Below are 12,977 nucleotides of genomic sequence, written 5' to 3' on the forward strand. Positions count from 1 at the left end.
CGGAAATCCGGCGGGCGGTGGCACCGGTGGCACCGCCCGGGCGGTTCAGCCGGCGAGGACGCTCACGTCGGCCGTGGTCCAGCGCTCGCCGAGGCCGGTCACCGTCACGTGCCGCACCTCGTCGGTGGTGTCGCCGACGGCCCGGTCGATCCGGACTCGCAACCGGTCCTCGGTCAGCTCCTCGACCTTGCCCTCGCCCCACTCGACCACGATCACCGAGTCGGACAGGGACACGTCGAGGTCGAGGTCCTCCATCTCGTCGAGGCCGCCCGACAGCCGGTAGGCGTCCACGTGGACGAGCGGCGGGCCGTCCCCGAGCGGCGGGTGCACGCGGGCGATCACGAAGGTCGGGGAGGTCACGGCGCCCCGCACGTCGAGGCCCTCGCCGAGGCCCCGGGTCAGCGTCGTCTTGCCCGCGCCCAGCTCCCCGCTGAGCATCACCAGGTCACCGGCGCGCAGGAGCCGCGCAAGCCTGCGGCCCAGTTCCCGCATCTGCTCGGGAGAGGTGACGGTGATCTCGACGCCGGAGGACGGGCCCTCGGCGGCCGGGCCGGAGGAGTGGCCGGAGGACTCAGCCGGGCCCCGCGCTGCTGCTGGTGCTTCCATAGCCGTCCACGGTAGCCGCTGTCGGCACGGCGCCCGCGCGGGCGAGCAGGTCGGCGAGGCGGTCGGTGACCAGCTCGGGGTGTTCCAGCATCACCAGGTGCCCCGCGTCGGGGACCAGCACCAGCTCGGCGTCCGGCAGCAGGTCGGCGATCGCCTCGCTGTGCTCGCTCGGCGTCACCAGGTCCCGCACCCCGGCCAGGACCAGGACCGGGAGGCCGGCGAAGTGGGCGAGGGCCTCGGTCTTGTCGTGGTCGTTGAAGGCCGGGTAGTACTCGGCGACGACGTCGATCGGTGTCGACTCGATCATCCGCTCGGCGAACCGGGCCACGGCCGGGTCCACGTCCCGGGACGCGAACGAGTACCGCTTGATGATCCCGGCGAACAGGTCCGCCGTCGCCCGCCGTCCCCGCTCCACCAGCTCGGCCCGCTGCCCCAGCGCCCGGAGCACGCCCGGCAGCACCCGTCGCACCGCGTTGACGCCGGCCACCGGCAGCCCGAAGTTGACCTCGCCGAGCCGCCCGGACGACGTACCGACGAGGGCGACGCCGACGACGCGCTCGCGGACCAGGTCGGGGAAGGCGTCGGCCAGCGCCATCATGGTCATGCCGCCCATGGAGTGCCCGACCAGCACGATGGGGCCCTCGGGTGCGGCCGCCTCGATGACGGTCTTCAGGTCGCGGCCCAGCTCCTCGATGGTGACCGGCCGGTCGTCCCGCGTCTGGGCCACGCCCCGCCCGGACCGGCCGTGGCTGCGCTGGTCCCAGTAGACGGTGCGGACGACGCCCCTGAGGGCCGCCCGCTGGAAGTGCCAGGAGTCCTGGTTGAGGCAGTAGCCGTGGCTGAAGACGACGGTGACGGGCGCGGGCGCCTTGCGGCCGAACAGCCGCCTGCGGCGCGGGGCGCGGTCGGCGTCGGCCGCCGGATCGACGTCGTCGACCTCGTAGTACAGCTCGGTGCCGTCCTCGGCGTACGCCGTGCCCGGGGTGCCGCGCAGTCCGCCGTAGGGACCCGCCGAGTCGAGGGCGAGGCGGGCCTTCTGACGCATCCCGCGGCCGACGGTGAGCCGCTCTATCGCCACGCCGGCCGCGGCCCCCGCCGCGACCACGCCTATCGCGACCCCGGCGATGCCGGTCGCCCGGCGCCAGCCGCCGGCGGCGGCCTCGGTGGCGGCCTCCGTGGCGGAGGCGACGACCGCCGCGACGGCCTCCCCGCTGCTCTCGCTCACGTGCACCGCTCCCCTTCGCGTGGTTCGCCTGGTCCGCCCGGTCCACCGGGCCGCTGTGCGTCTGCCCGCCGCTGATCGCCTCCCACCCGGACGGGCTTCGGGCGGGGATCCGTCACTCGTTGACGTAGACGCGCGGAACGCGGCTTCCGATCCGGGTGACGATCTCGTACGCGATGGTGCCCGCCGCCTGGGCCCAGTCCTCGGCGGTGGGCTCGCCGCGGTCGCCGGGCCCGAACAGCACCGCCTCGGCGCCCGGTCCCGGCCGGTCCCCGCCCAGGTCGACGACGAACTGGTCCATCGCGATCCGTCCCGCGACCGTGCGCCACTTGCCGTCGACCAGGACGGGCCCGGTGGAGGAGGCGTGGCGGGGGACGCCGTCCGCGTAGCCGAGCGGGACGAGGCCCAGGGTGGTCGCGCCGGGGGTGGTGTAGTGGTGCCCGTAGCTGACGCCGTGGCCGCCGGGGACCTGCTTGACCAGGGCCAGCGAGGCTGCCAGCGTCATCACGGGCCGCAGCCCGAAGTCGGCCGGGGTGCCGATCTCGGGGCTGGGCGAGACGCCGTACATCGCGATGCCGGGCCGTACGAGGTCGAAGTGGGCGTCGGGGAGGGTGAGGGTGGCCGGCGAGTTGGCGATGTGCCGCACCTCGGGGCGCAGGCCCTCACCCTCGGCGTACGCCGTCATCTCCCGGAAGCGGGTGAGCTGCGCGGCGATGGAGGGGTGGCCGGGCTCGTCGGCGCAGGCGAAGTGGGACCAGAGGCCGGTGACCCGCAGCAGTCCCTCGCCCTCGGCCCGCAGGGCGGCCGCGACCAGTTCCTCCCAGTCCGCGCCGGGCTGGCAGCCGCCCCGGCCGAGCCCGGTGTCGGCCTTGAGCTGCACGCGTGCGGGCATCCCGGCCGCCCGTGCCGCCGCGACGACCTCCGCCATGGCCCACATTGCGCCGACGGACACGTCCAGGCGCGCCTCGACGGCCTCCCGCCAGGGCCCGCCGGGCGTCCACAGCCAGCACATGACGCGTACGTCGTCCGGCAGTCCGGCGTCGGCCGCCCGCAGCGCGAGGGCCTCCTGGGGGGTGGCGGTGCCGAGCCAGGTCGCGCCGGCCTCGACGGCGGCGCGGGCGCAGGGGACGGCGCCGTGGCCGTAGGCGTCCGCCTTGACGACGGCCATCAGAGCCGCCCCGGGGGCCCGTTCGCGCAGGGCGCGGACGTTGGCCCGCAGGGCGGCCAGGTCGATCTCGGCCCGGGCGCGCAGTACCGCGTCCGGCCGAGCAGGTGTCTCGCTCATCGTGCCCCCAGTCTCTCAGAGCCCCCGGCCGCCCCGGCCGCACGCCGCCGGGGAGGGACGGCGGCCCGGCGGTGGCGGGCGGCGGCCCGGCCGTGGATGGTGGCCCGCCGCTCCCCGGAATCCGTGATGGGGGACAGTGGTGCCATGAGCGGCGGCGACGACGAGACGGCACAGGTGATGACCTCGCTCGGGGCACGCCTGCGCGCGATTCGGCAGGCCCGCGGGCTCACGCTCGCCCAGCTCGCCGCCGTCACCGGCATCTCGGTGAGCACCCTGTCCCGGCTGGAGTCGGGGCAGCGCGAGCCGGGACTGCGGCACCTGCTGCCGCTGGCCCGGGCCCACCGGCTGCCCCTGGACGAACTCGTCGGCTCGCGCACCGGCGACCCCCGCGTCCATCCCCGCCCCTTCACCCGGCACGGGCAGACGTGGATCCCGCTCACCCGCAACCCCAACGACGGCCTGCACGCCTACAAGCAGATCCTCCCCGCACCGGCCGCCCCGCGGACCGAGTGGTCGCCCCGGCCCGCACAGGGGTCGCACGAGGGCCACGAGTGGCTCTACGTCCTCTCCGGCCGCCTGCTCCTCGCCCTCGGCGAGCACGACCTGGTCCTGGCGGCCGGGGAGACCGCGGAGTTCGACACCCGCGTCCCGCACGGCATCGCCAACGCCGGGGACCAGCCCGTCGAGTGGCTCGCCCTGTACGGCTCACAGGGCGAGCGCATGCACATCCGGGTCCGGCCGACCGCCGACTGACCCCGAGGGCCGAGCCGGGGGCCGACCGCGGGACTGCCCCGTGGGACTGCCCTGAGGGCTGCCCCGTGGGAGGGCCCTGGGGGCTGCCCCGTGGGGGTTATCCCTCCGCGATCACCACCGCCGACGCGATCCCCGCGTCGTGGCTCAGCGACACGTGCCAGGACGCCACACCCAGCTCCGCCGCCCGCGCCGCCACCGTCCCCGACACGCGCAGCCGCGGCTGCCCGCTCTCCTCGACGTACACCTCGGCGTCCGTCCACAGCAGCCCCGCCGGTGCGCCCAGCGCCTTGGCCAGCGCCTCCTTCGCCGCGAAGCGGGCGGCGAGCGAGGCGACGCCCCGGCGCTCACCGCTGGGCAGCAGCAGCTCGCGCTCCAGGAACAGCCGCCCCGCCAGGGCCGGTGTGCGCTCCAGCGACGCCCCGAACCGCTCGACCTCGGCCACGTCGATCCCGACCCCGATGATGCTCATGCCGGGCACCCTAACCACTGCCGGGCCGCCGCTCGTGCGTGTTCCGGGCGTACGGGGAAGACTCGACGGCATGCGGACTGCGTACAGCGTGGAGACGGTCAGGAACGCCGAGCGGGAGCTGATGGCACGGCTGCCGGAGGGGGCGCTGATGCAACGGGCCGCGGCCGGGCTGGCCGCCGCCTGCGCCGAGGTGCTGGTCCGGGTGGCCGGGCGGGTCTACGGCAGCCGGGTGGTGCTGCTGGTCGGCAGTGGCGACAACGGCGGCGACGCCCTGTACGCGGGCGCGCGGCTGGCCCGGCGGGGCGCGGGCGTGACGGCGCTGCTGCTCGCGCCGGAACGGGCGCACGCCGGCGGTCTGGCGGCGTTGCGGCGGGCGGGCGGACGGGTCGCCGACGGCGACGCGGCCTCCGGCCGGGCCGGGGAGTCGATCGCGCGGGCCGACCTGGTCCTGGACGGCATCGTCGGGATCGGCGGCAAGGGCGGGCTGCGGGAGTCGGCGGTGCCGCTGGCGGACGCGGCCGCGCGGTCCCGGGCCGCAGTCGTCGCCGTCGACCTGCCGAGCGGGATCGACGCGGACACGGGCCAGGTGCGCGGGGACGTGGTCCGCGCCGACCTGACGGTGACGTTCGGGACGCACAAGCCGGGGCTGCTGATCGATCCGGCGCGGGAGTACGCGGGTGCGGTGCGGCTGGTGGACATCGGCCTGCCGCTGCCCGCCGAGGCGGCGGAGCTGGAGGCGTTGCAGCACGCGGACGTGGCGCGCCTGCTGCCGGTGCCGGCGGCCGAGAGCGACAAGTACCGGCGCGGGGTCGTGGGCATCGCCGCCGGCTCGGCCCGCTACCCCGGCGCCGCGGTGCTCGCCGTCGCGGGCGCGCTGCGGGGCGGGGCGGGGGCGGTGCGGTACGTCGGTCCGGCCGGGGACGCGGTGATCGCCCGCTTCCCGGAGACGCTGGTGTCCGACCGGGGGCCGGAGCGGGCGGGGCGGGTGCAGGCGTGGGTGGTCGGACCGGGCGCCGGTGACGACGCGGCGACGGTGGCCGAGGTGCTGGCGGCCCAGGTGCCGGTGCTGATCGACGCGGACGCCCTGCGGCTGGCCGACGCGGACGCGGTACGGGCGCGCACGGCACCGACGCTGATGACCCCGCACGCCGGGGAGGCGGCGGCACTGCTCGGGGTGGCCCGGGAGGAGGTCGAGGGGGCCCGGCTGGCCTCGGTGCGCGAGCTGGCGGCGCGGTACGGGGCGACGGTGCTGCTGAAGGGCTCGACGACCCTGGTGGCCAGTGCGAAGGGCGGCCCCGTCCGGGTCAACGCGACGGGGACCTCGTGGCTCGCCACGGCCGGCAGCGGGGACGTGCTGTCCGGCCTGGCGGGGTCGCTGCTGGCGGCGGGCCTGTCGGCGATGGACGCGGGGAGCGCGGGCGCGTACCTGCACGGCCTGGCGGGACGGTTCGCGACGGAGGGCGCGCCGGCGGGAGCGCACGACGTGGCGGCGGCGATCCCCCGGGCCTGGCGCGACGTGCGGGAGGCACGGGACGTACGGGAGGCACGGGAGGCGCGGGAGGACTGAACCGGCAGTCCGGGCCCGGGCCCCCAGTACGGTGATCACATGACCTCCGCACCGGACCCGGCCCCGCCCCTCTCGGACCCCGACGCGCTCCCCAGGGCCGAGTTCGGCTTCCCCGGCCCGCTGCGCGACCGGCTCGTCGCGGCGATCCTGGACGGTTCGAAGACCACCACGACCGGGCTGGTCGCCGACTACGCGCACGAGGGCGAGCCGCTGCCGCGAGCCGGGCGCCGCGAGGCGGTCGTCGACTCGCGCGGACTGCCCGTCGCCGTCATCGAGGTGACGGAGGTGCGCGTCGTCCCGCTCGCCGACGTGGACCTCGCCCACGTGGTCGACGAGGGCGAGGGGTGCACGAGCGTGGCCGAGTGGCGTGCGGAGCACGAGCGGTTCTGGCACGGCGCGCAGCTGCGCGCGGCGCTGGGCGACCCGGAGTTCACGGTGGACGACACGACACCGGTGGTCCTGGAACGCTTCCGGGTCGTCACCGTGCCGCCCGCGACCGGCCGCTGAGGAACCGCCGCGGGGCACGCGCCGGGCAGGCCTACTCCACCGTCACCGACTTCGCCAGGTTCCGCGGCTGGTCCACCTCGTTGCCCCGCGCCGTCGCCAGTTCGCAGGCGAAGACCTGCAACGGCACCGTGGCCACCAGGGGTTGCAGCAGGGTCGGGGTGGCCGGGATCCGGACGAGGTGGTCGGCGTAGGGGACGACCGCCTCGTCGCCCTCCTCGGCGATGACGACGGTGCGGGCGCCGCGGGCGCGGATCTCCTGGATGTTGGACACGATCTTGTCGTGCAGGACCGACCGGCCGCGCGGCGAGGGCACCACCACCACGACCGGCAGGTCCTCCTCGATCAGCGCGATCGGCCCGTGCTTCAGCTCGCCCGCCGCGAAGCCCTCGGCGTGCATGTACGCCAACTCCTTGAGCTTGAGAGCGCCTTCGAGGGCGACGGGATGGCCGACGTGCCGCCCGAGGAAGAGCACCGTGTTCTTGTGGGCGAGCGAGCGGGCCAGTTCACGCACCGGGTCCATGGTCGCCAGGACCCGTTCGACCGCGTCGGAGATGCCCGACAGGTCGCGGACGACGTCGCCGATCTCGTCGCCGAACTTGGTGCCGCGCACCTGACCGAGGTACAGGGCGACCAGGTAGCAGGCCACGAGCTGGGTGAGGAAGGCCTTGGTGGACGCGACGGCGACCTCGGGGCCGGCGTGGGTGTAGAGCACGGCGTCGGACTCGCGGGGGATCGTGGAGCCGTTGGTGTTGCAGATGGCGAGGACCTTGGCGCCCTGCTCACGGGCGTGGCGCAGGGCCATCAGGGTGTCCATGGTCTCGCCGGACTGGGAGATCGCGACGACCAGGGTCTGCTGGTCGAGGATCGGGTCGCGGTAGCGGAACTCGCTGGCCAGCTCCACCTCGCAGGGGATCCGCGTCCAGTGCTCGATGGCGTACTTGGCGATCAGCCCGGCGTGGAAGGCCGTACCGCAGGCGACGACGACGACCTTGTCCACCTCGCGCAGGACCGCCGCCGGGATGCGCACCTCGTCCAGGCTCAGCGTGCCGGAGCCGTCGATGCGGCCCAGGAGGGTGTCGGCGACGGCCTTCGGCTGCTCGGCGATCTCCTTGAGCATGAAGGAGGCGTAGCCGGACTTCTCGGCGGCGGAGGCGTCCCAGTCGACGTGGTAGGAGCGGACGTCCGCCGGGGTCCCGTCGAAGCCGGTGACGGTGACGCCGTCCCGGCGCAGTTCGACGACCTGGTCCTGGCCCAGCTCGACGGCGTCCCGGGTGTGGGCGATGAAGGCCGCGACGTCCGAGGCGAGGAAGTACTCGCCCTCCCCCACGCCCACCACGAGCGGCGAGTTGCGGCGGGCGCCCACCACCACGTCCGGCGCGTCCGCGTGCACCGCGACCAGGGTGAACGCGCCCTCCAGCCGCCGGCACACCAGGCGCATCGCCTCGGCGAGGTCGGCGCAGGCCGAGTACTCCTCGGCGAGCAGGTGGGCGACGACCTCGGTGTCGGTCTCGGAGGGCAGTTCGTGGCCGCGCTCGGTCAGCTCGGCCCGCAGCGGCGCGAAGTTCTCGATGATGCCGTTGTGGACCACGGCCACCCGGCCCGCGTTGTCGAGGTGCGGGTGGGCGTTGGCGTCGGTGGGGCCGCCGTGGGTGGCCCAGCGGGTGTGGCCGATGCCGGTGGCCGCGGACGGCAGCGGGTGTTCGGACAGTTCCTTGTCGAGGTTGACGAGCTTGCCGGCTCGCCTGGCGGTGGCGAGGCCGCCGTCCGCGAGCACGGCGACGCCCGCCGAGTCGTATCCCCGGTATTCGAGCCGCTTCAGTCCGGCCATCACGACGTCGAGTGCCGACTGAGGCCCTACGTATCCCACGATTCCGCACATAAGCGGCAGCCTACGAGCAGGATCGGCCACTCGGCGGCCGCAAAGCGGGCTCCTCGTGCCCGAAATCGGAAATTCCCACCGGGGTACGAACGCCGTCCGCGGGGGCGCGGTGTCAGCCGAGCTTGGCGACCTGCGCGTCGACGACCTCGGCGGGGACCTCGAACTCCGCGCCGGTCATCATCGAGGAGAGGTTGACGGCGCTGAAGGTGGCGAGGGTGGCGCCCTTGCGGACCACGACGAGCTTCATGAGCCCGCTGCCGTCCCCGCCGGTGGCCACCCCGAGGTTGACGGTGAACCCCTCGTCACCGGCCTTGAGGCGGTCCACGCCGCCCACCTTGGTGATCCGCATCTTGTCGCTGCCCACGGTCGCTTCGAAGCCGCCCGCGCACTTCTCGACGGCCGTCTTCAGACCCGCCACCGCCTGCTCGGCGCCGCCGTCCGCGTAGGAGGCGACATTCAGCAGGATCTTGTTGACGTCGATGTCGGTCATGTCCTGGCCGTCCGGGCCCTTGCTCGCGGAGGGCGCCTCCGACTGCCCCTGCCAGGAGCGCTGCACGTCCGCCGCCGGCTCGCCCTGGGCCACCGCGCCCTGGCCGTGGACCAGCGGCAGACAGGCCTTGTCGTCCGCCGAGATCTGGTCCTTGGCCACCCGGTCGTCCGCCGACAGTTCGGTGGCGACCTCGCCGTTCTTGACGTCGGCCTGGGCGAGGGCGACCTTCTCCAGTTCGGCGGCGGTCAGCGCCTTGCCCGCCGGCGCGGACGCCCCGGCGTCCTCCGCCGGGGCGGACTGCTCCGTCCCGGCCGTCTCCTCCCCGGCCGCGCCGTCGTCGTCGGACGACCCGCCGCAGGCGGTGACGAGCAGGGCCAGGGCGGCGGCGGAGGCGGCGAGGGCGGTACGGCGGACAGCGGTCGAACTCACGGCGGCACTCTTTCGTCGGGTTGCGGGTGGGACCGAAGGGTCCGGTGATGTCTGATCGCGCCGGATTCTGTCGAGTCCCATCAGGACAGAAGTTCGAATCCGGTCGACTTTGCCCGCACCTTACCCAGGGCAATCGCACGTACGATCGAAACCGGCCAGCCGAGACCCGACCGTGATCTCCCCGGGGCGTGACACACCCCACCTGCCGCCCCGTTCGTACTCCGTTAACAATGGACTGTGATCTCTCCGGTCCCCTCGATCCCCCGGAGCGCCCACCGGCATCGGCCGGAGGCGACTCCCTACGTCGACCTCACCCGCCCCGAGTGGAGCGCGCTGCGCGACAAGACGCCGCTGCCGCTGACCGCCGAGGAGGTCGAGAAGCTGCGCGGCCTCGGCGACGTCATCGACCTCGACGAGGTGCGGGACATCTACCTCCCGCTGTCCCGGCTCCTCAACCTCTACGTCGGCGCCACCGACGGCCTGCGCGGCGCGCTGAACACCTTCCTCGGCGAGCAGGGCTCCCAGTCCGGCACCCCCTTCGTCATAGGGGTCGCCGGTTCGGTCGCGGTCGGCAAGTCCACCGTCGCCCGCCTGCTCCAGGCGCTGCTCTCGCGCTGGCCCGAGCACCCGCGGGTGGAACTGGTCACCACCGACGGCTTCCTGCTGCCGACGCGGGAGCTGGAGGCGCGCGGCCTGATGTCGCGGAAAGGTTTCCCCGAGTCGTACGACCGCCGGGCACTGACCCGGTTCGTCGCCGACATCAAGGCGGGCAAGGCGGAGGTGACGGCCCCGGTCTACTCCCACCTCATCTACGACATCGTCCCGGACCAGCGGCTCGTCGTCCGCCGCCCCGACATCCTGATCGTCGAGGGCCTCAACGTGCTCCAGCCCGCGCTCCCCGGCAAGGACGGCCGCACCAGGGTCGGGCTGGCCGACTACTTCGACTTCAGCGTGTACGTCGACGCGCGCACCGAGGACATCGAGAGCTGGTACCTCAACCGCTTCCGGAAACTGCGCGCGACCGCCTTCCAGAACCCGTCCTCGTACTTCCGCAAGTACACGCAGGTCTCGGAGGAGGAGGCCCTCGACTACGCCCGCACCACCTGGCGCACCATCAACAAGCCCAACCTGGTGGAGAACGTGGCCCCCACCCGGGGCCGGGCCACCCTGGTGCTGCGCAAGGGCCCCGACCACAAGGTGCAGCGCCTGAGCCTGCGGAAGTTGTGACGACGACCGCCCGCTGCCTGTAGAAATACCGGATGCTGCATCTGCGTCTGATCACCCCGGCCGACCGGACCGACGAGGTGGTCCGGCTGATCGACCGGACGGTCGGCACCACCCACCTCGTCGTCCTGCCCGGCGCCGCCCGCGAGCCGGCGGGCGACGTCGTCATGTGCGACGTGGCCCGCGAGGCGGGCGACGAGATCATCAGCCGGCTCCGGGCCCTGGGCATCGACGACTGCGGCGCCATCACCGCCGAGAGCATCGACCTGTCACTGTCCAGGCGCGCCGAGAAGGCGGAGCGGGACGCCCCCGGCGAGCCCGCGGACGCCGTGCTGTGGGAGCAGTTGGAGGAGGCGACGCACGAGGAGTCGACGCTCTCCATCACCTACGTCGCCTTCATCACACTGGCCACGATGATCGCGGCCTGCGGTGTCGTCCTCGACAACGCGATCCTGATCGTGGGCGCGATGGCGGTCGGCCCGGAGTTCGGTCCCCTCGCCGGCATCTGCACCGCGATCGTCCAGCGCGCCCCGCGTCTCGCCCTGCGTTCGGCGATCGCCCTGCTGGTGGGCTTCGCCGTGGCGATGGCGGTGACGGTGGGCTTCAGCTGGATCATGGCCGCCCTCGACCTGTTCAGCGAGGGCAAGCTGGAGGGCGACCGCCCCAACACCGGCTTCGTCTACGCCCCCGACGCCTTCTCCTTCGTGGTGGCGGTCCTCGCCGGCATCGCGGGCACGCTGTCCCTCACCTCGGCGAAGTCCGGCGCCCTGGTGGGCGTCGCCATCTCCGTCACCACGGTCCCGGCGGCCGCGAACGCCGCCGTCGCCCTGAGCTTCGGCGACACCAACCAGACGGTGGGCTCCACCGAACAACTCCTGCTCAACCTGGCAGGCATCGTGGTAGCCGGAACCCTCACGCTCCTGGCCCAGAAGGCCCTGTGGTCCACCCAGCGACGCCGGATGACCAAACCTGACAACGCCGGGCGAGGAAACTGACCCAAGGGGCGCGGGGAACTGCGCGACAAGCCACGACGGCGCGGCACCCCGCACCACGCAGCACCCCCACCCCGAACCCGGCGCAGAAAACTACCCCAGCGCGGACTTCACCGAATCGGCCAACCGCCCCGCCACAGACCGAGCCTGCTCGATATCGGCAGCCTCCACCATCACCCGCACCAAGGGCTCCGTCCCGGAGGGACGCAGCAGCACCCGCCCGGTGCTCCCCAGCTCCCGCTCCGCCTCGGACACCGCTGCGGCCAGCTCGGCAGAGGTGCTCACCCGCGACTTGTCCACGTCCGGCACATTGACCAGCACCTGCGGCAGCCGCTCCATCACGGACGCGAGGTCCCGCAGCGTACGGCCGGTCTGCGCGACCCGCGCCGCCAGCATCAGGCCGGTCAGCGTGCCGTCCCCGGTGGTGGCGTGATCGAGGATGATGACGTGCCCGGACTGCTCGCCGCCCAGCGCGTAGCCGTGCTCCTTCATCTCCTCCAGCACATACCGGTCGCCGACGCCGGTCTGCACGAACCGGATGCCCTCGCGCTCCATGGCCAGCTTGAAGCCCAGGTTGGACATGACGGTGGCGACGACGGTGTCCGAGCGCAGCGCGTCCCGCTCCCGCATCGCCAGGGAGAGCACGGCGAGGATCTGGTCGCCGTCGACCTCCGCACCGGTGTGGTCCACGGCCAGGCAGCGGTCGGCGTCGCCGTCGTGGGCGATGCCGAGGTCGGCGCCGTGCTCGACGACGGCGGCCTTGAGCAGGTCGAGGTGGGTGGAGCCGCAGCCGTCGTTGATGTTGAGGCCGTCGGGCACCGCGCCGATGGTGACCAGTTCGGCACCGGCCCGCGCGAAGGCCTCCGGCGAGACCCGGGAGGCCGCGCCGTGCGCCTCGTCGAGGACGATCTTCAGTCCGTCGAGGCGGTTGGGGAGCACGCCGACGAGGTGGGCGACGTACTGGTCGAGCCCCTCGTCGTAGTCGCGGACGCGGCCGACACCGGCGCCGGTCGGGCGCTCCCAGGGGGCGCCGGTGCGGTGCTCGGCGTAGACGGACTCGATGCGGTCCTCCAGCTCGTCGGCGAGCTTGTGGCCGCCGCGGGCGAAGAACTTGATGCCGTTGTCGGGCATGGCGTTGTGGCTGGCGGACAGCATCACGCCGAGGTCGGCGCCGAGCGCGCCGGTGAGGTGGGCCACCGCGGGCGTCGGCAGCACGCCGACCCGCAGCACGTCCACACCGGCGCTGGCCAGGCCCGCGACCACGGCGGCCTCCAGGAACTCCCCGGAGGCGCGCGGGTCCCGGCCGACCACCGCGGTCGCCCGATGCCCGGCGAAGGTGCCCGCCTCGGCCAGTACGTGCGCCGCGGCGACGGAGAGTCCGAGCGCCAGCTCGGCCGTCAGATCCGCGTTGGCGACGCCGCGCACGCCGTCCGTGCCGAAGAGTCGTCCCACTTGTCCTCCTGAGGAAACGTCAACTCCGGGAGCGGCTGCCGATGAGTGCGGCCCACGCAGCCGGCTCCCGAAGACCCGGGCACGCATCGCCCGACCAACGAT

Annotated in this window: 12 protein-coding genes; 5 read left to right on the forward strand and 7 right to left on the reverse strand. The window is 74.0% G+C overall.

The annotated features are described in order from the left end of the window. Nucleotides 1-45 precede the first annotated feature (45 nt). The 3 genes from tsaE to alr form a co-directional block, all read right to left on the reverse strand. Nucleotides 46-606 carry a tRNA (adenosine(37)-N6)-threonylcarbamoyltransferase complex ATPase subunit type 1 TsaE gene (gene tsaE, locus B9W62_RS15320; RefSeq protein WP_373433688.1) on the reverse strand — a complete coding sequence of 187 codons (561 nt, stop codon included), beginning with the start codon at nucleotides 604-606 and terminating at the stop codon, nucleotides 46-48. After that, entirely contained in the window at nucleotides 572-1,831 is a 1,260-nt protein-coding gene (locus tag B9W62_RS15325) for an alpha/beta fold hydrolase (protein WP_179235503.1), read from the reverse strand. The genes tsaE and B9W62_RS15325 overlap by 35 nt, the downstream gene beginning before the upstream one ends. Nucleotides 1,832-1,943: 112 nt before the next feature. Continuing rightward, nucleotides 1,944-3,113 (reverse strand): alanine racemase, encoded by a 1,170-nt coding sequence (gene alr / locus B9W62_RS15330; RefSeq protein ID WP_087807720.1) that lies wholly within the window; start codon nucleotides 3,111-3,113, stop codon nucleotides 1,944-1,946. 144 nt (nucleotides 3,114-3,257) lie between these two features. Between alr and B9W62_RS15335 the strand changes: the two genes are divergently transcribed. Next, entirely contained in the window at nucleotides 3,258-3,866 is a 609-nt protein-coding gene (locus tag B9W62_RS15335) for a helix-turn-helix domain-containing protein (protein WP_087807721.1), read from the forward strand. Between the two features lie 97 nt (nucleotides 3,867-3,963). On the opposite strand, the gene B9W62_RS15340 is transcribed toward B9W62_RS15335, so the two are convergent. Then, nucleotides 3,964-4,335, reverse strand: coding sequence for a holo-ACP synthase (locus B9W62_RS15340; protein WP_087807722.1), 372 nt, complete (start codon nucleotides 4,333-4,335; stop codon nucleotides 3,964-3,966). A gap of 70 nt (nucleotides 4,336-4,405) precedes the next feature. Between B9W62_RS15340 and B9W62_RS15345 the strand changes: the two genes are divergently transcribed. Continuing rightward, nucleotides 4,406-5,902, forward strand: coding sequence for an NAD(P)H-hydrate dehydratase (locus tag B9W62_RS15345; protein WP_087807723.1), 1,497 nt, complete (start codon nucleotides 4,406-4,408; stop codon nucleotides 5,900-5,902). A gap of 39 nt (nucleotides 5,903-5,941) precedes the next feature. Then, nucleotides 5,942-6,409, forward strand: a complete 468-nt coding sequence (locus B9W62_RS15350; RefSeq protein ID WP_087807724.1) for an ASCH domain-containing protein — start codon at nucleotides 5,942-5,944, stop codon at nucleotides 6,407-6,409. Between the two features lie 31 nt (nucleotides 6,410-6,440). Here the strand turns inward: B9W62_RS15350 and glmS are convergent, their stop codons facing one another. Together glmS and B9W62_RS15360 are read right to left on the reverse strand one after the other, a co-directional pair. Beyond that, nucleotides 6,441-8,288 carry a glutamine--fructose-6-phosphate transaminase (isomerizing) gene (gene glmS, locus B9W62_RS15355; protein WP_087807725.1) on the reverse strand — a complete coding sequence of 616 codons (1,848 nt, stop codon included), beginning with the start codon at nucleotides 8,286-8,288 and terminating at the stop codon, nucleotides 6,441-6,443. A 112-nt stretch (nucleotides 8,289-8,400) separates the two neighbouring features. Then, nucleotides 8,401-9,207, reverse strand: a complete 807-nt coding sequence (locus B9W62_RS15360) for a hypothetical protein (protein ID WP_087807726.1) — start codon at nucleotides 9,205-9,207, stop codon at nucleotides 8,401-8,403. Between the two features lie 237 nt (nucleotides 9,208-9,444). On the opposite strand from B9W62_RS15360, the gene coaA reads away from it, so the two are divergent. Both coaA and B9W62_RS15370 read left to right on the forward strand, forming a co-directional pair. Continuing rightward, nucleotides 9,445-10,434 (forward strand): type I pantothenate kinase, encoded by a 990-nt coding sequence (coaA, locus tag B9W62_RS15365; RefSeq protein ID WP_087807727.1) that lies wholly within the window; start codon nucleotides 9,445-9,447, stop codon nucleotides 10,432-10,434. Between the two features lie 32 nt (nucleotides 10,435-10,466). Beyond that, nucleotides 10,467-11,426 (forward strand): DUF389 domain-containing protein, encoded by a 960-nt coding sequence (locus B9W62_RS15370; protein ID WP_087807728.1) that lies wholly within the window; start codon nucleotides 10,467-10,469, stop codon nucleotides 11,424-11,426. A gap of 90 nt (nucleotides 11,427-11,516) precedes the next feature. On the opposite strand, the gene glmM is transcribed toward B9W62_RS15370, so the two are convergent. After that, on the reverse strand, nucleotides 11,517-12,875 hold the full coding sequence (gene glmM, locus B9W62_RS15375) for a phosphoglucosamine mutase (protein ID WP_087807729.1): 1,359 nt from the start codon (nucleotides 12,873-12,875) through the stop codon (nucleotides 11,517-11,519). Nucleotides 12,876-12,977 lie beyond the last annotated feature (102 nt).

Origin of the sequence: Streptomyces sp. CS113 (genome assembly GCF_002188365.1) — a bacterium.
GTDB lineage: Bacteria > Actinomycetota > Actinomycetes > Streptomycetales > Streptomycetaceae > Streptomyces > Streptomyces tendae.

Excerpts from the sequence above, each read along its gene's own strand:
- tsaE (WP_373433688.1), bottom strand. The coding sequence starts at position 606 with ATGGAAGCACCAGCAGCAGCGCGGGGCCCGGCTGAGTCCTCCGGCCAC.
- alr (WP_087807720.1), bottom strand. The coding sequence starts at position 3,113 with ATGAGCGAGACACCTGCTCGGCCGGACGCGGTACTGCGCGCCCGGGCC.
- B9W62_RS15335 (WP_087807721.1), top strand. The coding sequence starts at position 3,258 with ATGAGCGGCGGCGACGACGAGACGGCACAGGTGATGACCTCGCTCGGG.
- B9W62_RS15340 (WP_087807722.1), bottom strand. The coding sequence starts at position 4,335 with ATGAGCATCATCGGGGTCGGGATCGACGTGGCCGAGGTCGAGCGGTTC.
- B9W62_RS15345 (WP_087807723.1), top strand. The coding sequence starts at position 4,406 with ATGCGGACTGCGTACAGCGTGGAGACGGTCAGGAACGCCGAGCGGGAG.
- B9W62_RS15350 (WP_087807724.1), top strand. The coding sequence starts at position 5,942 with ATGACCTCCGCACCGGACCCGGCCCCGCCCCTCTCGGACCCCGACGCG.
- glmS (WP_087807725.1), bottom strand. The coding sequence starts at position 8,288 with ATGTGCGGAATCGTGGGATACGTAGGGCCTCAGTCGGCACTCGACGTC.
- B9W62_RS15370 (WP_087807728.1), top strand. The coding sequence starts at position 10,467 with ATGCTGCATCTGCGTCTGATCACCCCGGCCGACCGGACCGACGAGGTG.